Here is a 20,108-nt window from a genome sequence, read left to right as displayed (position 1 = left end):
GAGTCTGATTGTGCAGTTCCGCAATGGTCGTGGCTGTTGCTGTGATCTGCCTGCCAATGGCCTACGCCTTGAGCAACTCGGGATAGTCGCTGAACCAATAGCGCAGGGCGTCCTGGTTGAGGCCATGCTCACCGCGCCAGAAGTCCATCGGGTAACTCCAGTCCGACGAGCGTGCGCTGCGTGGTGCCAGGCCGAGGTTGGTATAGCGGTACAGCAGGCCAGGGTGCTCCGGGGTCTGCAGTATCCCGCAGTGTCCAAGCAGGTCGAGGAAACCCCGGCCTTCTTCTTCGCTCATCTTGATGCCGGGTAGTTTACGCAGTAGCTTGAGCAGGTCCTTGGGTTTGGTCACGGCAGGCACGTTACGGATCAGGTCCAGAATCGACACCATTAGGTCCAGGTTACCCGGCCGTTCTTTCGGCCCGGCGCTATGTTCCTGCAACTGGAACGCGATGTGGGAGGGGCTGCCGAAAAGCGCTGCGCCGATCAGAAAACGCACCCTGTTGAGGGCAATGAAGTTGACTTCGCGCTCCTTGAAGAAACTGCAGACCTGACAGTTCGGTTGGTCCTGCGCCGTGAAAGCGTGTTGCGGCAGGTGTGTCGCGCAAGCATAGGCCGACAGAGCCGCGCGCAGGTAGGCCTGGTTGCGCTCGACACCGGTGAGAAAGTTGGCGACCACCTCTTTCTTCACCACGGTCTCTCGCTCCTTGAACAGCCAGGTAAGCACCTGGTCATGGCTCATCCTGCGGGTCTCGGTCGCCAGGCCTGTGGCTACCAGCGCCGAGCTTGGTGGCTCGCTGGGATGCTGGGCCTTGAGGATCTTGCAAAGTTGTTCCGGAGTTGCAGTCATGTTCATTTCCCGCAGGAGCTTTTGTTGGCCTTGGGGGGCAGGGCGCCACGGCTGTCGAGCACGGGCAGTTGCGTGACTTTGCTGACACCGCGTGCCTTCAGGAAGTCGTTGGCGAGCGCTATCCGCTCGAGGCCAGGGTCTTTTTTCGCCTTGGCGTCGGAGATGCCATAGATCTTGTTGCCTCGCACGTTCGGGTTCTTCCTGCCGAGCACTTCTCGCTCGCGGATCCCCGAATCCTCAATGCCGCGTATCGTGTCGTAGTCGGTACCAATCGGTGTCACGCGGTTGATGCGGTCACCTTCCTTGAGGCGTGGGCCGTCTGCGCCCTTGGTCTCCATATGTCGGCGTACCACGCCTTCGAGCGTATCGTTGTCCGAGGCTCGCCCGTTGTAATACGGGTTGCCTTTCTCGTCGGAAAGGAAATAGCTCCAGTCCAACCCGTGCGGATCTATCCCGCCGACAGGGTTCGGCGCATAGCGGTATAGGTTGATGCCGCCTTCCAGGCCAATAGGGTCGGGCTGAGTGAAGCGGCCGCTCTGTGGGTCATAGTAGCGGAACAGGTTGTAGTGCAGGCCTGTCTCACGGTCCAGGTACTGACCTTGAAAGCGCAGGTTCTGCTGTTCGATGAAGTCGTCAGCCCGCCACTCGCGTAAGGTCATGCCCCAGGCGGAGCATTCGCCCTCCCAGGACAACGTACCGTCACTGTCGGTCAGTTGCTCGGGCAGACCGTTGAGGGCGTTGTGGTAATGGAACGTGCGTTGATGCGCGCCTTGACCGTCGACACGTGCCAGGACTCTATAGCCCGGCTCATAGACATATAGGGTGAGGTGGCCGTTGCAGCGTTCTTGCAGCAGCTTGAGACCGTCCCAGCCAAAGTCGGTGCTGCCCAGCAGATTACCCTGATCGTCGTGGTCGGTCTTGCCGATGCGGCGTCCGAGAGGGTCGTAGTGCAGCTTGACGATGCGCTCGCGTCCGCCGCGTATAGAGCGCACTTGAACAAGGCGATGATGCTGGTCGTAGCTCATATGCTGTTCGCCATACAGCGTGCTACGTTTTTCCGAAAGGCGCCCGAAACCGTCATAGCGGTAGTGGCGATCTTCCAGTTGGAGCAACTGGTCATGGCGGGCGACTTGCCCAGCACCGGGCACACGGTTTGCCGCAGCGTCATAGAGGTATTGTTCGTTTTGGCCTGGCAACGGTCCCTGGTTGGCGAGCAGGCGATCCGTTGCGTCGTAATGCATCAGCAGCTGATGCTGATGATCGGGTTGCTGGCGCAGGTAGCGCACCAGATTGTCGCGATCATCGAAGTCGAAGCGCTGCTGCCAGGGCGCGGGCAGGTGTTCGTTGTGGTCGGTGTCCCAGCGCAGACGGGCGCTCGGTCGGCCACTGAGGTCGTATTGGTTACGGGTCAGCAGCCGTCCCTGGGTTCGCGAGACCTCACGGTGCAGGCGATCGCGCTCGAAATCGCTGATCACCTGCCCGTCGATGTTGATCTGATGGAGGTGTCCCGAGCCATACACCAGGCGGTTCAGTTGGCGGCCATCGGGCAGCCGCGTCTGCAAGCGATTGTCCAGTGCGTCGTAGGTGTGCTCCAGCCTTCCGGCACTGTTGCTTTCGGCAGTGCGGCGTCCGCAGGCATCATGCTCGAACGCGACGCGTTGCACATTCCCCTGACGATCCTCGCTGATCACCTCCATCAACCGGTCCATCGGATCGAGACTGTAGGTAGTGCTGTCGTCCTCGGTAAGCAACGCAACCAGCCTGCCGGCGGCGTCACGTCGAAGGCGGTGATGGATCGGCGCCTCTCCGGCGCCCGGCGCCGGAATGAAGTCCATGGCGATGATCTGGCCGAGTCCATCGTACTGATAGGCCTTGCGACTGCCATCCAGATTTTCATGCACGGCTAGGCGGTTCGCCTCATCCCAAGTGAAACGATAGGACTCACCGTTGCTGTTGGTGAGTGCCACCAGCCGTGTGCAACGGTCATAGGTAAACAGTGTCGGACGGCCAAGGTTGTCCCGCTGCTCGATGATCTGGCCATTCAGGTCATAGCGAAAATGCTCGGTGTTGCCGAGCGGATCGATGAAGCATTCGAGCAGGCCCGAGGCGGTGTACCGGTACTGGACAATGCGCCCATCCGCCAGCTCCTGGCGTATCCGATGTCCCAAGGCATCGTGTTGGAAGTGGCTGGTCTGGCCGAGGGCGTTGGTCAGACTCTGCAAATGGCCGCGCCGGTCGTAGCGCAACCGTGTGGCGTAGCCTGAGCAGTCCACCTGCTCGATCAGCAGACCTTGTTCGTTCCAGCGCTGACGTTGGCGCTTGCCCGTGGCGTCGATGGTTTCCAGCGGTAGGCCATGTTCGTCATGGCGGTAGCGCGTCACCTCGCCCAAGGGGTCGGTTTCGCGAATACAGTTGCCGTGCTGGTCGTAGCGATAGGTCCAGGTTGCCCCGGCGGCATTGGTTTCACTGCGAGGCAACGCCCAATGCTCGAGCCACTGGGTCGATTCACTGCGTCCCAACGGATCGATGGTTTCGCACAGGTTGCCGGATTCGTCGTAGCTGAAGCGCCACTCACCGCCTTCAGGATCGGTGGCGGCAAGCAGCTGACGTTCATCGTTCCAGTGGAAGCGCCAGGTCTGGCCCAGCGCGTTGCTCGACTCGATGATCTGGAACTGCGCGTTCCAGCGCCGCACACTGGTGCGTAGCAGCGGGTCGGTGATGCAGGTGATGCCAGCCTCGATATCGTATTCGAAGTGATACTCGTCGCCGGCGTTGGTCCAGTGCCGGATCACCCGCCAGTCGTCCAGTTTCTGCCACTGGTAATGGCAAAGCAGGCCATTGGCTGTTTGATGCCCGACCATGCGCCGACCTTCGTCATACATGAATCGACGCTGCAATTGCCCCAGTGCATCGTGGACCTCGGCCAGATCGCCAGCGGCGTCGTAGCGATAGCTGGCGAGCGTTTCAGCATCGTCATCGACGAACACCCGTTCGATATGGCTGACTCGACGTGGCCAAGCGCCGCTGTAGTGCAGCTTGATCCGCACGCGGTCAAAGGTGTCGCGCAGCCACATCAGGCGCCCGAGATCGTCATAGTCCAGGTGGATGCGGTTGTCGTTGCGATCCCCCAGTTTCGCCAGACGGAGGTGGTTGGCGTCCTGTGGACTGGGTTCGAACAAACGATAGAGGCCGCTGCTGATGTCTTCGATCAGCAGCTCGCCATCAAGGGCGCGTCGCACGCTGATGCCTTCGCCAGCGCTGAAGACGGCGTCGCCGAGGGCGATCATTCCCATGTCGATGACACGAGCTTGCTCGTCTGTATACAGCAGACGGTCGTGCTCGACCCTTACAGACACTTCATAGGGGACGCTCCAACCGGCACCGAACAGACCCTCGCGGCGTTCATCGCGACTGTTGTAGTAGCGTTGCCAGTCCAGTGGGATCATGGCCTGGAGGGTGAAGTCGAGGTCGTGTTCGTCGCTCAGGATCTTCGCGCCAGTAGGCGCGTGGACAGGGTTTGGCGAGCCGACGATGGCCGAAGTCAGGGCGGCGGTCACCTGGCTGCTGGCAAAACTGACCACGCCTCCGACGAGCATGCACCCAAACTTGCTATAAAACTTCCCCCCCCGCCCCCGCAACATCATCAACGCCGTGATCGCCAGGCCGATCCCCGGTGTCTTGCCGCTGCGTATCTCGCGCACCACGATCGGCCCGCCGCCGATGCGCACGTTGTTCGACACCAGCCCGCCATCGACGATCACCGCCTCGCAGGTGCTGCGATCGCCGCTGCGACAGGCCGGGTGGCCGTTGATCAATACCTTGCTCGAGCCCTCGGCCAGGTACTGCGGTGGCATCGGCGGGTGCTTGGTGCACAGCACCTTGTCGTCGGGGGCTTCCTGGGTGTTGGCCGCAGGGCTGGCGACGGTCGGCCGCCACATCTGTGAGAAGAAGCCCTTGGCCATGTCGAGGAAGGTCTCTTCCTGTTCCTCGGCCTGCGCGCCACCGCCCTCGCCACTGGCCGGTGCCGAGGGCGCGGTGACCACGCCGGCCGCGCGCGCGGCGCGCTTGCCGTTGGTCTTGGTGTTGGGCGAGCCGCTGGCGATGGTGGCTTGCACGGTCGGCGGGAACAGGGCGTTGCCGATGCCCTCGCATAATCGACTGAGCCCGGTGTCCGCGCCGGTCTTGGCCATGACCACGCCGACCACCAAGCCCACCACCGCGCCCAGCACGAAGCAGCCCAGGCCGCCGGTGACCACTGTCAGGCCCAGTGCCGCGGCCACCGCAGCGGTTGCCAGAGCGCCGATGGCGACGTTGGCGGCGACCTCCAGCACGCCGCCGATGATGTCGGCCATCACCGAGGTGTGCAGCAGCGCATCGCCTTCGCGGGCGGCCCAGAGAGCGTCGGACATGGTGCGGGGTCAGCCCAGGTTGTCGAAGTCGAGGGACTGCTTGAGCGCCGCCCAGTGCGTCGCCTCGGCCTCGCCCAGGGGAGTGGGTTTGACGTAGCTCAGGGCGAACATCTTGCGCGTGCCCGGCAGCACCAGCGCCAGCTGGTACTGGTAGACCTTTTCCTGGCCCTTGCTGAACTGGCTGCTCAGCTCGATCGCCTCGATCGGCTGCGCCGCGCCCACCTGGGTGGCGCGGGCCGGCTGGAACTGCAGGTCCTTGACCTGTTGCTGCAGGCGCTGCAACTGGCCGTCGAAGTTGCTCTGCAGGGTCTCGCCCTCTTCGAGCAGGCTGCGGCTGACGATCAGCGAGGTGCCCAGGGCTTCGAAGCGCAGGATGTTGATGCTGGTGTCGCGTACCTGCGCATCGGGCAGGGCGAAGCGGAATTCGTTGACGCGGTAGCTCATGGTTTGTTCTCGTTACTTGCCGGCGCCGGGAAAGAGGGCCTTCACCGCGCCGTCGATGGCCGTTTTCACGCCCTGGTTGTTCGGGTCGGTCTGCGCGCCGCTGCCCACGTTCAGGTCAAGGGTGCCGCCGGTGTTGATCTCGGCGTCGGCGTTGGCGTGGAAGCTGAACTGCTCGCAGCTGATGTTGATCTGCCCGCTGGCGTTGAGCTCGATCACGCTCTTGCCGCAGACCAGGCGCAGGTTCTCACCGACTTCGATCAGGTAGCTGGTGCTGACACTGTCGGTCTTGCTCGCGCCGACCAGCAGCATGTCGTCGCGGCGCACGGCGCGGATGCGGTCCTGGCCGATGGTGATGGTCTCGAGCATGCCGACGGTCTGGGTGCGGTTGATGCCCACCGACAGCGTCTCGCTCTGCTCGACCACGGTGTCCATGTTGCGTTCGGCATGCATGTACAGTTGCTCGGCGCCCTTCTTGTCCTCCATGCGGATTTCGTTGAAGTTGGCCGGGCTGCCGCCCTTGCTCGAACGGCTCTTCATGCCGCTCTGGGTGGCGCCGCCGGGCAGGTCGTAGGGCACGGTCTGTTCGGCGTTGTACACCCGCCCGGTGATGATCGGCCGATCGGGGTCGCCTTCGAGGAAGCTGACGATGACTTCCTGGCCGATGCGCGGGACCTGGATCGAGCCCCAGTTCTTGCCGGCCGTGGCCTGGGATACGCGGATCCAGCACGAGCTGTTCTCGTTGGACTGGTCGTGGCGGTCCCAGTGGAAGTGCACCTTGACCCGGCCGAACTGGTCGGTCCAGATCTCCTCGCCAGCCGGGCCGACCACCACGGCGGTCTGCGGCCCCTTGACGATCGGGCGCAGCGAACTGCTCACCGGGCGATAGCTCTGCTGCGCGTCGATGCAGCTCAGGTTGCTCTCGAACTGCGCCGCGCCGCTGCCGCCACCGCTTTCCAGGCGTTCCTGATGCACGTAGTAGCGGGCGGCGACGATCAGGTACTCGCGGTTCTGGTCCTGGCGGCTGAAGTTGCTCAGGCTGAACAGATGGCCGCTGCCCAGGCCCCGGGCGTTGCCGCGCAGCTCGACACGCTCGTGCAGGCTTTGCAGCGACTCCAGGCGGGTGCGGGCATAGTGCTCGCCGTCCTGGGTCTGCTCGTAGGCGCCGGGGTAGTCGTACAGCGGGTAGTCGCCGGCCTGGTGCGGCCGGGGCATGGCCGAGCGCACGTCGATGCGCGCGCTGGGGCGCTGGAAGTCGTAGTCGTTTAGCTCCAGAGAGCCGGGCTGGACTTCCTGAGCCAGGTGCCAGTCGTTGATGTGGTCGCGCTCGCGGTGCTGGCCGTCCGGCGGGTAGTAGGGCACGGTCTCGTAGCCGGGGGCTTTCTGGTGCGCGCCATAGGCGTCGGCGAGCACCAGCACGTGGCGTTCCTGCTCGTGGCGGAAGAAGTAGTAGATGCCTTCCTCCTCCATCAGCCGGCTGACGAAGTCGAAGCTGGTCTCGCGGTACTGCACGCAGTACTCGCGCTCGCGGTAGTTGCGGCTGAGCAGGTCCTCGAAATCCGAGAAACCCAGGTCGCGGAACACTTGCTTGATGATCTGCGGCGCGCTCAGGTGCTGGAAGATCCGGCAGTCGCTGGTGCGCGTCAGCAACCACAGCCAAGGGCGCAGGGTGACGCGGTAGCTGGCGAACTGGCCCTGATCCACCGACTGGCTGCAACGGGCGACGATGCCGTGGAAGTGCCGCGATGTGCCGAGGCTCTGCTGCACGCTCAGGCTCATGGGCTTGCCCAGCAGCTGGTTGAGGTCGATGGCCGGATCGTCGCTGGTCAGCTGCAGCTCGTAGTCGAACAGGCGGCCAAGCTCCTCGCTGCCGCCCATCTCGGCAAGGATCAGCTTGTCCGGCCCCAGGGGGCTGTTGATTTGCGCCAGGCGCGTGAACTGCTTGAACAGCATGGTCGGTCCTGTCAGTCGGCGGCGCCGAAGTCATAGTGCAAGTCGCTGTCGCGACGGCTGATGCTGACGCTGGCCAGCGGCTTGCCCTCGAGCAGGCGGGTGAGGAACTCGCGGCTCATATCCGGCAGCAGGCCGTTGGTGAGGATGGCGTCGATCATGCGGCCACCGCTTTCGGTTTCGGTGCAGCGCGAGACGATCAGCTCGACCACCTCGTCGTCGTAGGCGAAGCCGACCTTGTGGGTGCCTTCCACACGCTTGCGAATGCGCTCCAGCTGCAGGCGGGTGATGGCCTTGAGCATGGTGTCGCTGAGCGGGTAGTAGGGGATGGTCACCAGGCGACCGAGCAGCGCCGGCGGGAAGATCTCCAGCAGCGGCTTGCGCAGCGAAGTGGCCACGGCCTCGGGGTCGGGCAGGGCCTGCGGGTCCTTGCAGGTGTTGGCGATCAGCTCGGTGCCGGCGTTGGTGGTGAGCAGGATCAGGGTATTGCGGAAGTCGATCTGGCGGCCTTCGCCGTCTTCCATCACGCCCTTGTCGAACACCTGGAAGAAGATTTCATGCACGTCGGGGTGGGCTTTTTCCACCTCGTCCAGCAGCACCACGCTGTACGGGCGGCGGCGCACCGCTTCGGTCAGCACGCCGCCTTCGCCGTAGCCGACGTAGCCGGGTGGCGCGCCCTTGAGGGTCGAGACGGTATGGGCTTCCTGGAATTCGCTCATGTTGATGGTGATCAGGTTCTGTTCACCGCCATACATGGCCTCGGCCAGGGCCAGGGCGGTCTCGGTCTTGCCCACGCCGGAGGTGCCGGCGAGCATGAACACACCGATCGGCTTGTTCGGGTTGTCGAGGCCTGCGCGGGAGGTCTGGATGCGCTTGGCGATCATCTTCAGCGCGTGATCCTGGCCGATGATGCGCTTGGCCAAATGCGAGTCGAGGTTGAGCACGGTCTCGATCTCGTTGCGCGCCATGCGCCCCACCGGGATACCGGTCCAGTCGGCGACCACCGAGGCCACCGCCTGGTAATCCACGGTTGGCAGGATCAGCGGGCTCTCGCCTTGCAGCTGGCTCAGGCGCTGCTGCAGGTCGATGAGTTTTTCGCGCAGCTCATGGCTGCCCTGTACGTCCACTTCCTGATCGACCACACCGACCTGTTCACGCAGTTGCGCGCGGGTGGCCAGCAGCTCGTCGACCAGGGCTTTCTCCTCGGCCCAACGGCTTTCCAGGGCGGCCAGGCGCTCGCGCTCTTCGGCCAGCAGGCTGTCGGCCTGGGGCTGACGTTGCCCGGTGTTCACACCGATGGCGGCCTCGCGGGCGATGATCTGCAGCTCGACTTCCAGCGCCTCGATGCGCCGACGGCTGTCGTCCACCTCGGCCGGCACCGCGTGCAGGCTGATGGCCACGCGGGCGCAGGCGGTGTCGAGCAGGCTCACCGACTTGTCGGGCAACTGGCGCGCCGGAATGTAGCGGTGCGACAGCTTCACGGCGGCTTCCAGCGCTTCGTCGAGGATCTGCACCTGGTGGTGCTTCTCCATGGTCGAGGCCACGCCGCGCATCATCAGCAGCGCCTTGGCCTCGCTCGGCTCGTCGACTTGGACCACTTGGAAGCGCCGGGTCAGCGCCGGGTCCTTCTCGATATGCTTCTTGTACTCGGCCCAGGTAGTCGCCGCCACGGTGCGCAGGCTGCCACGGGCAAGGGCCGGTTTGAGCAGGTTGGCGGCATCGCCCGTGCCGGCCGCGCCACCGGCGCCGACCAGGGTGTGGGCTTCGTCGATGAACAGGATGATCGGCTTGGGCGAGGCCTGCACGTCTTCGATGACCTGGCGCAGGCGCTGCTCGAACTCGCCCTTCATGCTGGCGCCGGCCTGCAGCAGGCCGACGTCCAGGCTGCGCAGCTCGACGTCTTTCAGGGCCGGCGGCACGTCGCCGGCGACGATGCGCAGGGCGAAGCCTTCGACCACGGCTGTCTTGCCGACGCCGGCCTCGCCGGTAAGGATCGGGTTGTTCTGGCGGCGGCGCATGAGGATGTCCACCAGCTGGCGGATTTCCTCGTCACGGCCGACGATGGGGTCGAGCTTGCCGCTGCGCGCCTGCTCGGTGAGATCGACGGTGAAGCGCTTGAGCGCCTCCTGCTTGCCCATCGCCGCCGGCGCCACGGCACCGCTGGCCTCGCCGGGGGCGGCGGCGCTGAAACCATCGCTGGCGGCCAGGTTGTTTTCCGGCGAATCGCCGACGTACTCGTCGAAGCGTTCGCTCAGGGCCTCGACCTTCAGCTTGGCGAACTCGCTGGACAGCCCCAGCAGGGCGTTGCGCAGGCTCGGGGTCTTGAGGATGCCAACCAGCAGGTAGCCGGTGCGCACTTGGCTTTCACCGAACATCAGGCTGCCGTACACCCAGCCGCGCTCAACGGCTTCCTCGACCTGGGAGGACAGGTCGGTGATCGACGTCGAGCCCCGCGGCAGGCGGTCCAGGGCGTCCGTCAGGTCGCGGGCCAGGCGCGCCGGCTCGATGTTGAACTGACGGATGATGCGATGCAGGTCGCTGTCCTGCAGTTGAAGCAACTGGTGCAGCCAGTGCGCCAGCTCGACATAGGGGTTGCCCCGCAGCTTGCAGAACACCGTGGCGGCCTCGATGGCCTTGTAGGCGACGCTGTTGAGTTTGCCGAACAGCGCGGCGCGGCTGATTTCACCCATGGTCCTGACTCCTTGTTGGCGGGGCGTTGACCGGCCGCTCGGCGTAGTACCGGGCGAGCTTCAGGTCGTTGGCATCGTGCGACGGCCGGCCGAGCCAGGTGTCGAACCCCAGGCGTTGGCCGGCATTGAGTTGCAGCGCGGGCACCTGGCCCTGCGCGAGGATGAGGTTGAGGTCCCAGTCCAGCTCCTGGCCCAGGTACTCGGCGACCCACGCAGCCAGCTCGACGAACGCCTGACCGCCGGGGAGCAGGGCGTGGTACTGGTCAAGGGTGAGCGGGCCCAGGCACAGGCGGAACTTGTGCTGGCGGTCCCAGACGTAGCGGCCCAGGCACAGGTCGACGCCCAGGCGGTTGGCGCGCACGCCGAGCTGGCTGCGTTCAGGCAGCTCCAGCCACTGGCCGACGTATTCCTCCAGCTTCACCGGCACGCCGAAGTAGCTGGCCAGGATGCTGCACAGGCCATCCGGGTAGCGGGTCTGCGCGGCCAGGTGACCGGACCAGTGCAGCTTGGCGGTATCGGCCAGCGGCCCCTGGCCTTGCAGCTCCGGTTGACCGCGGCCGCTGAGGGCGGCCAGGCGCGCGGCCCAGTAATCGTCGCCCGGGCGGTCATGGCTGACGGTTGGACGGGCCTCGGCCCAGGCGCGATAGAACAGGCTCAGCAAGCGGTGGTGGAAGACATCGAGAAAGCGCTTGCTGGTTGGGTCGGCGTGGTTGCGCTGGCGCTCGCGCATGTACTCGGTCAGGTGCAGCGGCAGGGGGCCGTTGGGGCCGCCGAGGCCGAAGAAAAACTGCTCCAGGCGCGCTGGCTGGTCGTCGTTGGCCGTGACCGAGGCCAGGGTCGCCGGGGCGAAGCCGCAGTCCAGGCGCTGGCCCAGGCGCACCGGTTCGTCAGCCAGGCGCAGCGAGTGGCCGAAGCGGGGCAGCTCGGGGTTCTCCGCCTCGAGACGGCGCAGCGCCTGGAAGAAGTCGTACTCCCAGGGCTCAGCCTGCATGGCCTGTAGCGTGTTCACAGGTTCGGCCTGCGCCCGGGCTTGGCTTTCCAGCGCATGATCTCGCCTCGTTCGCTGGTGCGCAGCACGGTTTCGGTGAAGCTGTTGATCGACACGTAACGGGTCAGGAAGCGCTCGAACACCGCGCCCAGCAGGAACACGCCCGTGCCGCGGAAGGCGTTCTCGTCGAACGTCAGGGTTATCTCCAGACCACGGCCGAAGACGATCGGCCCGGGCATCGGCAGGCGCCGCGTGCAGGGTTTGCAGCTGACTTCGCGCAGGCCGTCGATCTGCAGCTGCAGGGCGCTGTCCTGCTGGTCACCGTACAGGCGCAGCAGTTCGCGCAGGGCGGCGGCGCCCTGGCCCTGTTCGGCCAGCGAAAGGTAGTTCAGCGACAGTTGGCTGATCAGGCGCCAGGCCCTGTTATCGTGGGCATGGCTGGCCTTCGGTCGGCTGGGGCCGGCCAGGCAGCGCACGGCGGATACCGGGGCGCTGTCGGCCAGGCTGAAGTCGCTGCGCCCGTCGCCGACATTCATGAACAGCGGCAGGTCGCGGTTGCTGCACAGCGCGCTGATGCCCAGTTGGCGCAGGTCATGACGGTACGGCGCCTGGTTGCCATCGACCAGGCTGACGAAGGTCTCGCTGCCCATGTAGCTGGAGCGCGTACCGTTGCGCCGCTGCTCGCTGGAGAGCACGCGCGGTTCGCGGCGCACCAGGTAATACGCCTGGTCACGGCCATAGCGCGACGGGTCGCGTACCGCGTAGAACGGCAGGAATTCCTGGTCCGGCCCGGTACCGTGGCCGGTGACCCGCTGCAACGAGTGGATCTCGAAATCAGTGGGCCGGGTACGGTCGGCGATCACATGGTGCTCGTGGACCCTGTCGGTCAGGTGGATGCGATCCACCCGGCGCGGAAACAGGTTGATCGCCGGGGTGCAGAACGGCACGAACTGGGCAGGGCCCACGCTGCTTTCCAGCGCGGTATCGATGCGCTCGAACAGCACCAGCAGCTCCAGCTCCTGGCCGTCGCAGCGCTTGACCGCGCGCTCGAGCCCGGCGAAGTCGACGAACAGGTAGCGCTGGGGCAGGGCGAAGTACTCCTGCAGCAGGCGGTAGCCCTGGAAGGCCTGCGGCACCACCGGCAACGCCGCTTCGCGGTCATCGAAGCCACAGGGCAGCAAGGCGTCCTCGACCGGGATGCGTTCGACCCAGTCGGCGCCCGGCTGGCGCGCGAACACCGCGCAGGCGCTGCCGAGCAGTTGTTCGTACAGGCGGAACGGGGTTTCGTCGGCACCGTTGAGGTACAGCGGCAAGTGCGTCAGCGGCAGGCTGGAGAACGGAATCTCGGCGCCGCTGCGCAGGGTCAGGCGCAGCCCGGCGCGGGCTTTCGGTTCGCTGGCGGCCAGGCGCCCGAGCACGGCGCCGGGGTTGCCGAAATACTCGGCCCGGGCCACTTGCAACGGCCACAGGGTGACGTCCTGGGTGCTGCGAAATTCGCAGGGCGTCTGCGAATTGCGCCCGAGATTGGCGCGCAGGACGCTGTCGCGGGGTAGCTGGAACCCGGCGGCCAGCGAGCCTTCGTCGGGATCGGTCTGCAGTTGCACCACGGTCATCGACGGGGTCGGCGCCAGGTAGTGCGGGTAGGCGATCTCCAGCAGGTTGTGGGTGAAGGTCGGGTATTCGGCGTCGAGCTTGAGCTGCACCCGCGCGGTGAGGTACGCGAAGCCTTCAAGCAAGCGCTCGACGTAAGGGTCGGCGCACTCGATCCCGGACAGCGTCAGGCGCCCGGCGATCTTCGGGTATTCCTTGGCGAACTCCGCGGCACCCTCGCGGATGTGCTGCAGTTCCTGGTTGTACAGCTCGAGCAGGCGCGGGTTCATGCGCGCCTCCGGCGGTCGGCGGGGGCCACGCGCACGTGCCCGGATTCTAGGTCGACGTCGGTCTGCAGCAGCAGCGGCAGGGCCGCCGGCTGGGCCCACAGGTCGCCTTCGATCTCGAAGCTCAGGGCGTTGGCGTTCATCTCGCCGGGCGCGGCCTGGGCCCGTACCTTCAGGGTATGGGCGAGGATGCGCGGCTCGTAGGTGGCGATGGCCTGGTGGATGATGCGTTCGAGCGCGTTGAGGTCGATGTTCGACGCGCTGTTGCCGGCCAATGCCGGCAGCCCATAGTTGATCACCGAGGCGCCGGCCGGGGAGTTCAGCGTGGCGCCGGTGTCGAGCAGCGACGTGGTGTTGAGCAGCCAGGCCAGGTCGCGCAGTACCGAGGCCTTGAGCTGCTGCAGGCTGAGCACGCGCTTGTCGGGGGCTTCCTGTGGGTTGCCCGGGTCATCGTCGGTCAGGCGATCCAGCAGCGAAGGCTGCAGGCGGTCGCGGGTGGCGATTTCGGCTACCACTGGAACATCCCTGTGAACATTTTCTGGTCTTCGAAGCCGGTGTCGCAGGAGGCGCTCGGCGCGGGCGTGGAGGCTTCCAGGCCGGCCTGGGTCAGGCGCACGGCGCGCGAGGTCTTCAGGCATTCACCCTTGAGCGTCGGGTGCGGCTGCACATGGGTCACCAGCACCACCGGCGTGCCATTGAACTGCTCGACCCGGGCCTTGCCGGCGCGGTCCGGGCTCAGGCCGCAGGGCCATTGCATGTCCAGCGCCAGGCGCTGTTCGCCGCGATCAAGCACACACTGGCCGGCATTCTCGCTCAGCTTCACGGCCTGCCCGCCCAGGTTCGCCTCGTTCAGCAGTTCGGCGTCGGCGCAAGCGCTCAGGGCCAGCAGCAGGGCACCGGCCAGGACAGCGCGGGTCATGTGAGCTCCCAGAACCAGACTTGCTTCGACTGGTAGTTGTGGTCGGAGAAACCTTTGGTCAGGCCGCGGTTCCACAGGTCGATATGGTCGCCCGTGCGGTTCTCCTGGCTTTGCCCGTTGCGGGCGAAGCAGTCCTTGTAGAAGATGATCCCGGTCTTGCCCTTGAGCGCGTCGCGGGCCTTGGCGGTACCGGCAATCTTCAGCGGGTAGAACAATCGTGTCTCCAGCCAGTTGGCCAGGGATTCGGCGCCACGGGCATGGTCGTGGGCGCACTTGGGTTCGGTATAGGTCGATTTGTTGACCTTGAGGCTCATCTCGCCGTTGAGCGCGATGCTCATGCGGATGGCGCACTGGTTGTCCCACCCACCGTCGCAGGGCGATGACACGCTGGGGTAGGCATTCCACAGGTTGATGAAAGAAGGCTTGGCCATGATGTTCACCGTGAGCGGGTGACGCGTGGGGAGGTGCACCCGCGCCGCACGGTGGCGCGGCACGGGCGCGGTCTATCAGATCTTGACGTTCGAGCGGATGTTCCAGCCGTACTTGATCGGGCCGCCTTCCTTGGTGCCGTCGGCTTTCTGTGGCTGGTAGTCGACGGTGACCTTGGCGAAGTTCAGGGTCACGTTCTCGGTCAGGCGGTCGTCGCTGCCCGAACCGCCGGTGCTCAGCGAGCTGATGATCACCTCTTCGAGGTTGATGATCAGGTACTCGACCTGGCTTTCACCGCCGGCCTTGCGCACCGTCAGCTTGACCTTGTCGATGTGCTTGCCGCTGGAGCAGTGGGCCATCAGGTTGGGGCTGGACTTGTCGATGTACTTGGTGATGGACAGGTCCTGGATGTTGACCTTGCCCGAGCCGCCACCGCTGCCCAGGTGCATGTTGCCGGACTGGGACATGCCCCAGCTCCAGTTCAGCACGTCGATTTCGTCCTTGTGGGCCTTGTCGTGGGACTCGCCCTTGATGTCGCCGATCTTGATGAAAATATCTACAGCCATGATGTCCTCGGGATTTCGCGTCGGTTAGCGTTGAGTGGCTAATCGCGGGCAGCCCGCCCCCAGCGTGGGAGCGGGCTGGCCCGCGATGATCAGGCCCCTTTGGCCGAAGGCAGCTTCGACACCAGGCGCAGCGACACGGTCAGCCCTTCGAGCTGGTAGTGCGGGCGCAGGTAGAAGCGCGAGTTGTAGTAACCCGGGTTGCCTTCGACTTCCTCGACCACCACTTCGGCGGCCGCCAGCGGGTGCTGGGCCTTGGTGGTCTCGGTGGAGTGCGCCGGGTCGCCGTCGACGTAGTTGAGGATCCAGTCCTGCAGCCAGCGCTGCATCTCGTCCTTTTCCTTGAACGAGCCGATCTTGTCGCGAACGATGCACTTCAGGTAATGGGCGAAGCGGCAGGTGGCGAACAGGTACGGCAGGCGCGCGGCCAGGTTGGCGTTGGCGGTGGCGTCCGGGTCGTCGTACTCGGCCGGTTTCTGCAGCGACTGGGCGCCGATGAAGGCGGCGAAGTCGGTGTTCTTCTTGTGCAGCAGCGGCATGAAGCCGTTCTTGGCCAGCTCCGCTTCGCGGCGGTCGGAAATGGCGATCTCGGTCGGGCACTTCATGTCCACGCCACCTTCGTCGGTGGGGAAGGTGTGCGCTGGCAGGCCTTCGACTTCGCCACCCGATTCCACGCCGCGGATGCGCGAGCACCAGCCGTAGTGCTTGAACGAGCGGTTGATGTTCACCGCCATGGCGTAGGCGGCGTTGGCCCAGGTGTACTTGCTGCTGTCGGCGCCGTCGGTGTCTTCCTCGAAGGCGAAGGCCTCCACCGGATCGGTCTTGGCGCCGTAGGGCAGGCGCGCCAGGAAGCGCGGCATGGTCAGGCCGATGTAGCGCGAGTCTTCCGATTCGCGCAGCGAGCGCCAGCCGGCGTATTCCGGAGTGGTGAAGATCTTGGTCAGGTCACGGGGGTTGCTCAGCTCCTGCCACGAGCCCATGCCCATCACCGTCGGCGAGGCGGCGGAGATGAACGGCGCGTGCATAGAGGCGCAAACCTTCGACACCTCGCCGAGCAGCTCGACGTCCGGCGGCGACTGGTCGAAGTAGTAGTCGCCCACCAGGCAGCCGTACGGCTCGCCGCCGAACTGGCCGTATTCCTCTTCGTAGAGCTTCTTGAACACCGGGCTCTGGTCCCAGGCGGTGCCCTTGAACTTCTTCAGGGTCTTGTGCAGGTCGTTCTTCGAGATGTTGAGCACGCGGATCTTCAGCTGCTCGTCGCTCTCGGTGTTGTTGACCAGGTAGTGCAGGCCACGCCAGGCGCTTTCCAGTTTCTGGAAGTCATCGTGGTGGATGATCTGGTTGACCTGGGCGGTGAGCTTGGCGTCGATGGCGGCGATGATCTGCTCGATCGAGCCGATGGCATCGTTGGACACCAGGCTGGTCTGCGCCAGGGCCTGCTCGGCGAGGGTGCGCACGGCGCTCTCGACGGCTTCCTTGGCCCGCTCGGTCTTGGGCTTGAATTCCTGCAGCAGGAGGCTGGCGAACTCGCTCGGGTCCTGGGTGGCCGCCTGCGGGGCCTGGCTGTCGCGCAACGGATCGTTCATGGTCGGTCTCCTCAGGCCTTCGGCTCGGTGTCGGCGGGTTTCGGCGCGCTGGCCAGGGCCTGCAGCAGGGCCGGGTCCTTGATGGCCTTGAGGATGATGTCCTCGGCACCGGTCTTGCCGTCCATGTAGGTCAGCAGGTTGGCCAGCTGGGTGCGGGCCTCGAGCAGCTGGTTCAGCGCGTCGACCTTGCGTGCCACGGCGGCGGGGCTGAAGTCGTCCATGCTCTCGAAGGTGATGTCCAGGCTCAGGTTGCCTTCACCGGTCAGCTCGTTGGGCACGTTGAACGCCACGCGGGGCTTCATGGCCTTGAGGCGCGAGTCGAAATTGTCGACGTCGATCTCCAGGAACTTGCGGTCGGCCACCGCCGGCAGTGGCTCGGCGGGCTTGCCGGCGAGGTCCGAGAGCACGCCCATGACAAAGGGCAGCTGGACCTTCTTCTCGGCGCCGTACAGCTCGACGTCATATTCGATCTGCACCCGCGGCGCACGGTTGCGCGCGATGAACTTCTGGGAGCTGTCTTTCGCCACGTTGTTCCTCCTGGTCGCCGGTAAGGCGGCGTTGCTTGTTGCAGGCGTCGGTGTTGATGCGGTGTCGAGGCGTCAGTCGCCTTCGGGGCCGCGCAGGTTCTCGAATTGCGACAGACCCTCGGGGATCAGGTCGCGGACGATGGTCGCGAAATCGGCGTTGACCAGGTTCTTCGCCCGGCGCAGCAGCACCGGCAACGGGCTCGATGGCTCGTGGCGGGCGTAGTACTGCAGCAGGCGTTCGAGGCTCTGCAGCACGTCGTCGCGGCTGTTCACTTCGCCGGGCCGCGCCGTCGGGCGTGGCGCGGCGGCGCTGGCAACGGGTTGCCGGTCGTCATGGCTGCTGCTGGCGGGTTGGTCTTCGCTGCTGCTCGAAGGCGGCGCTGCGCCTTCCGGGCTGTAGTCGGCCAGCACCTGCTGGACCTGGCGCAGCGGCTGGCGCAACGCGGACAGATCGACGCCGCTGGACGAGCCGACCTGGTCATTGACCCGGCTCTCGATGACGTCAAGGGCGTCGCGGGCCAGTTGCAGCGCCTGGCGGCACTGTTCGAGCTGCTCGGGGTCGGCATCGCGCAGGGCGGCGGCCAGTTCCTCTGCGCTCAGCTGCTCGCTGGCGAAGTGCTGCACACCGGCTGCATGCAGGGCGGCGCGCAGGGTCACCGGGCCAAACGCCCGGGAGCGCACCAGCACGGCGTCGCGCAGCAGGCCGATGTTGGTGTCGCAGGTAAGGCCGGCCAGGGCGTTGATGCGAACGGTAGGGTCGTTGTCGTCGGCGGCATCCAGCTGCGGGTGCAGGTGCAGCCAGTATTCGCCGAGCAAGTCGCGGATCAGCTCGAGGCTGGCGGCCAGTCCCGGCAGGCCGTGCAGGGCCAGGTTGGCCTGGACCAAAAAGTGGGTGATGCGCAGGTCCTTGCTGCGTTGCAGCAGGTCGGTGCAGGACTGTTCGATGGCGCGCCACTGCGGCGGTTCGGCTGCTTGCACGGCATCGCCCATCACGCGCTCGGGGCGGCCCTGGGCATCGCGTTCCAGTTGCAGGAAATCGGCGTCGTATTCGAGGTCATCGCCGCACGGGAAGTCTGCGGAAACAGCGGCGAGCAGCTGCGGTGAGTTCACCAGAAATCGATCTCCATATCGGCCCTTGGCGAGGGCTTCGTATGCGCCAAGTTGCAAATGTGAATTGGCGCACAAACTTGTCAAAGAATGCGAAGTTGATATCACGGTGATATCACTTTGGCACTCTTAAGTTGCGCATTTATGGTTTATTTCCAAATTGCTGTCAAGGTAAGCTACGCGCCGCGCAAGGCGACTGTGAACCAGTTGGCAACCCTTGGCGTCCATTGGTCAGGTGCCATCAAAGTGCCTTGCCGATAGGGTTTAATACGGCCTTCCGGGAAGCGTGTTTTGGCATCCAGCCCTTGATTTCAAAGGGCTTGGTCGAAATGCCAGGTCGGGCTCGTTTATCCACTCAAATGGATGGATGAGTGTTTCATATATATGCAAGGAGGCATGATGGCACTTTGCCTGACCATTACCAGTTATCACAAGATCACCCCGGGGCAGTGCCCGGAGAAGTTGCTGGAAAACGGTGCCATCAGCGTCGGTCGGGCCGCGGATAATGATTGGGTACTTCCCGATCCGGAACGCCTTGTTTCTTCGAAACATTGTGTGATCCAGTTCAAGGATGGTCGCTACTATTTGACCGATAACAGCACCAATGGCGTGGAATTGGTGCATGCCGGCATTCGCCTGCGTCGCGGTAACAGTGAGCCGTTGATGGACGGCGAAGTTATTCGAATTGGCGATTACGAGATCCAGGCACGTATTGATTCCGGCTTGTCGATCCCGATTGCCGGGCAGTCCGAGGCCCATAGTTTCGAGGCCTTGATGGCCAACCAGGTGGCCACTCCGAGCGCGCCCATCGCCGGTGCACCCGCCGCCTTCCTGCAGGGGGCGTCGAGCCACGACACCTTGCCGGATCTGTTCGATTTTCTCGGCCCTTCCAGCGTGCCGCCTGTCAGCCAGCCGGATCATGTCCCCGCGCAGCAGCATGATTTTCGACCGCCCACTCCGGTGGCGCCGCCGCCCGCGCCTTTACCGGTAGCCATGCCCGGCGCGCCGGGCGTGATCCCGGATGACTGGAATCTGTTCGATGAAACCCCGGCACCTGTTATCCAGCCCGCCCCTGTACTGGCGCCAGCACCGCCACCGCCGCTGCCGGAGCCACTGACCCCGAGCGAGCCTGTTGTTCAGCCGCAACCCGTCGTGACGGTTGCCGCGCCTGCTGACAGCGATGCGCTGCTCCAGGCTTTCCTGCGTGGCGCAGGCATCGAGCACCTGCGCATCGACGCCGTCGATGCCGCCGCGCAGATGGAGGCCATTGGCCGCAGCTACCGGCTCATGGTCGAGGGCCTGATCGATGTGTTGCGCGCGCGCAGCAGCCTCAAAGGCGAGTTCCGCATGCAGCAGACCACCATCGCCCCGGTACAGAACAACCCGCTGAAGTTCGCCCCCAATGCCGACGAAGCGCTGTTGTTGCTGCTGCGCGAGGGCAACCAGGCGTTCATGGCCCCCGACCAGGCGGTACGCGACAGCTTCGACGACCTGCGCGCCCACCAACTGGCGGTGATGGCGGGTATCGAGGCGGCGCTCAAGCACCTGCTCAAACGCTTCGAACCCGCCCGCCTGGAGGAACGCCTGGCGCCAGCGGCCGGGCTGGCCAAGCTGTTCGGCGGTTCACGCCAGGCCCATTGCTGGCAGCAGTTCACCGAGCTCTACAGCCAGATTTCCCGGGAAGCCGAAGACGACTTCCAGGACCTGTTCGGCCGCGAGTTCAGCCGCGCCTACGAGGCCCACAGCCAACGCATTCAACGTTCCTGAGGCCAATG

At 65.1% G+C, this 20,108-nt stretch carries 15 protein-coding genes; 1 reads left to right on the top strand and 14 read right to left on the bottom strand.

Going from position 1 to position 20,108, the window contains the following annotated elements; genetic code table 11:
• Window positions 1-61: 61 nt before the first annotated feature.
• The 14 genes from AC3WL2_RS07060 to tssA form a co-directional block, all read right to left on the bottom strand.
• Entirely contained in the window at window positions 62-847 is a 786-nt protein-coding gene (locus tag AC3WL2_RS07060; RefSeq protein ID WP_102683433.1) for a hypothetical protein, read from the bottom strand.
• Between the two features lie 2 nt (window positions 848-849).
• Window positions 850-5,256 (bottom strand): RHS repeat-associated core domain-containing protein, encoded by a 4,407-nt coding sequence (locus tag AC3WL2_RS07055; RefSeq protein WP_102683432.1) that lies wholly within the window; start codon window positions 5,254-5,256, stop codon window positions 850-852.
• 9 nt (window positions 5,257-5,265) lie between these two features.
• A complete protein-coding gene (locus tag AC3WL2_RS07050; RefSeq protein ID WP_102683431.1) occupies window positions 5,266-5,700 on the bottom strand; it encodes a DcrB-related protein in 435 nt (144 codons plus the stop codon).
• Between the two features lie 12 nt (window positions 5,701-5,712).
• On the bottom strand, window positions 5,713-7,650 hold the full coding sequence (locus AC3WL2_RS07045) for a type VI secretion system Vgr family protein (RefSeq protein ID WP_102683430.1): 1,938 nt from the start codon (window positions 7,648-7,650) through the stop codon (window positions 5,713-5,715).
• 11 nt (window positions 7,651-7,661) lie between these two features.
• Window positions 7,662-10,337, bottom strand: a complete 2,676-nt coding sequence (gene tssH / locus AC3WL2_RS07040; RefSeq protein ID WP_102683429.1) for a type VI secretion system ATPase TssH — start codon at window positions 10,335-10,337, stop codon at window positions 7,662-7,664.
• Window positions 10,330-11,379 carry a type VI secretion system baseplate subunit TssG gene (tssG, locus tag AC3WL2_RS07035; protein WP_038707645.1) on the bottom strand — a complete coding sequence of 350 codons (1,050 nt, stop codon included), beginning with the start codon at window positions 11,377-11,379 and terminating at the stop codon, window positions 10,330-10,332. The genes tssH and tssG overlap by 8 nt, the downstream gene beginning before the upstream one ends.
• Window positions 11,343-13,205: a type VI secretion system baseplate subunit TssF gene (gene tssF / locus AC3WL2_RS07030; protein ID WP_102683428.1), complete on the bottom strand. Its 1,863-nt coding sequence runs from the start codon at window positions 13,203-13,205 to the stop codon at window positions 11,343-11,345. Before tssF ends, tssG begins: the two co-directional genes overlap by 37 nt.
• A complete protein-coding gene (tssE, locus tag AC3WL2_RS07025) occupies window positions 13,202-13,717 on the bottom strand; it encodes a type VI secretion system baseplate subunit TssE (protein ID WP_038707176.1) in 516 nt (171 codons plus the stop codon). Before tssE ends, tssF begins: the two co-directional genes overlap by 4 nt.
• Window positions 13,711-14,121: a hypothetical protein gene (locus AC3WL2_RS07020; protein ID WP_102683427.1), complete on the bottom strand. Its 411-nt coding sequence runs from the start codon at window positions 14,119-14,121 to the stop codon at window positions 13,711-13,713. Before AC3WL2_RS07020 ends, tssE begins: the two co-directional genes overlap by 7 nt.
• Window positions 14,118-14,552 carry a type VI secretion system amidase effector protein Tae4 gene (locus AC3WL2_RS07015; protein ID WP_102683426.1) on the bottom strand — a complete coding sequence of 145 codons (435 nt, stop codon included), beginning with the start codon at window positions 14,550-14,552 and terminating at the stop codon, window positions 14,118-14,120. The genes AC3WL2_RS07020 and AC3WL2_RS07015 overlap by 4 nt, the downstream gene beginning before the upstream one ends.
• Window positions 14,553-14,627: 75 nt before the next feature.
• On the bottom strand, window positions 14,628-15,116 hold the full coding sequence (locus AC3WL2_RS07010) for an Hcp family type VI secretion system effector (protein ID WP_023632508.1): 489 nt from the start codon (window positions 15,114-15,116) through the stop codon (window positions 14,628-14,630).
• Window positions 15,117-15,205: 89 nt separating this feature from the next.
• On the bottom strand, window positions 15,206-16,699 hold the full coding sequence (tssC, locus tag AC3WL2_RS07005; protein WP_102683425.1) for a type VI secretion system contractile sheath large subunit: 1,494 nt from the start codon (window positions 16,697-16,699) through the stop codon (window positions 15,206-15,208).
• Between the two features lie 11 nt (window positions 16,700-16,710).
• Window positions 16,711-17,226, bottom strand: a complete 516-nt coding sequence (gene tssB, locus AC3WL2_RS07000; RefSeq protein ID WP_023632506.1) for a type VI secretion system contractile sheath small subunit — start codon at window positions 17,224-17,226, stop codon at window positions 16,711-16,713.
• A 72-nt stretch (window positions 17,227-17,298) separates the two neighbouring features.
• The gene (tssA, locus tag AC3WL2_RS06995) at window positions 17,299-18,336 is read right to left on the bottom strand and encodes a type VI secretion system protein TssA (protein WP_102683424.1); all 1,038 of its coding nucleotides are present in this window, start codon (window positions 18,334-18,336) and stop codon (window positions 17,299-17,301) included.
• A gap of 396 nt (window positions 18,337-18,732) precedes the next feature.
• Between tssA and tagH the strand changes: the two genes are divergently transcribed.
• Window positions 18,733-20,100, top strand: a complete 1,368-nt coding sequence (gene tagH, locus AC3WL2_RS06990) for a type VI secretion system-associated FHA domain protein TagH (protein ID WP_102683423.1) — start codon at window positions 18,733-18,735, stop codon at window positions 20,098-20,100.
• The last annotated feature ends 8 nt before the right edge of the window (window positions 20,101-20,108 follow it).

The organism is Pseudomonas sp. FW305-96, assembly GCF_058783825.1.
Note: the sequence above shows the minus strand (reverse complement) of the source record. Positions and strands in the feature narration are given on the sequence as shown.

Excerpts from the sequence above, each read along its gene's own strand:
- AC3WL2_RS07060 (WP_102683433.1), bottom strand. The coding sequence starts at position 847 with ATGACTGCAACTCCGGAACAACTTTGCAAGATCCTCAAGGCCCAGCAT.
- AC3WL2_RS07010 (WP_023632508.1), bottom strand. The coding sequence starts at position 15,116 with ATGGCTGTAGATATTTTCATCAAGATCGGCGACATCAAGGGCGAGTCC.
- tssH (WP_102683429.1), bottom strand. The coding sequence starts at position 10,337 with ATGGGTGAAATCAGCCGCGCCGCGCTGTTCGGCAAACTCAACAGCGTC.
- AC3WL2_RS07020 (WP_102683427.1), bottom strand. The coding sequence starts at position 14,121 with ATGACCCGCGCTGTCCTGGCCGGTGCCCTGCTGCTGGCCCTGAGCGCT.
- tssF (WP_102683428.1), bottom strand. The coding sequence starts at position 13,205 with ATGAACCCGCGCCTGCTCGAGCTGTACAACCAGGAACTGCAGCACATC.
- AC3WL2_RS07045 (WP_102683430.1), bottom strand. The coding sequence starts at position 7,650 with ATGCTGTTCAAGCAGTTCACGCGCCTGGCGCAAATCAACAGCCCCCTG.
- AC3WL2_RS07055 (WP_102683432.1), bottom strand. The coding sequence starts at position 5,256 with ATGTCCGACGCTCTCTGGGCCGCCCGCGAAGGCGATGCGCTGCTGCAC.
- tssC (WP_102683425.1), bottom strand. The coding sequence starts at position 16,699 with ATGAACGATCCGTTGCGCGACAGCCAGGCCCCGCAGGCGGCCACCCAG.
- AC3WL2_RS07050 (WP_102683431.1), bottom strand. The coding sequence starts at position 5,700 with ATGAGCTACCGCGTCAACGAATTCCGCTTCGCCCTGCCCGATGCGCAG.
- AC3WL2_RS07015 (WP_102683426.1), bottom strand. The coding sequence starts at position 14,552 with ATGGCCAAGCCTTCTTTCATCAACCTGTGGAATGCCTACCCCAGCGTG.
- tagH (WP_102683423.1), top strand. The coding sequence starts at position 18,733 with ATGGCACTTTGCCTGACCATTACCAGTTATCACAAGATCACCCCGGGG.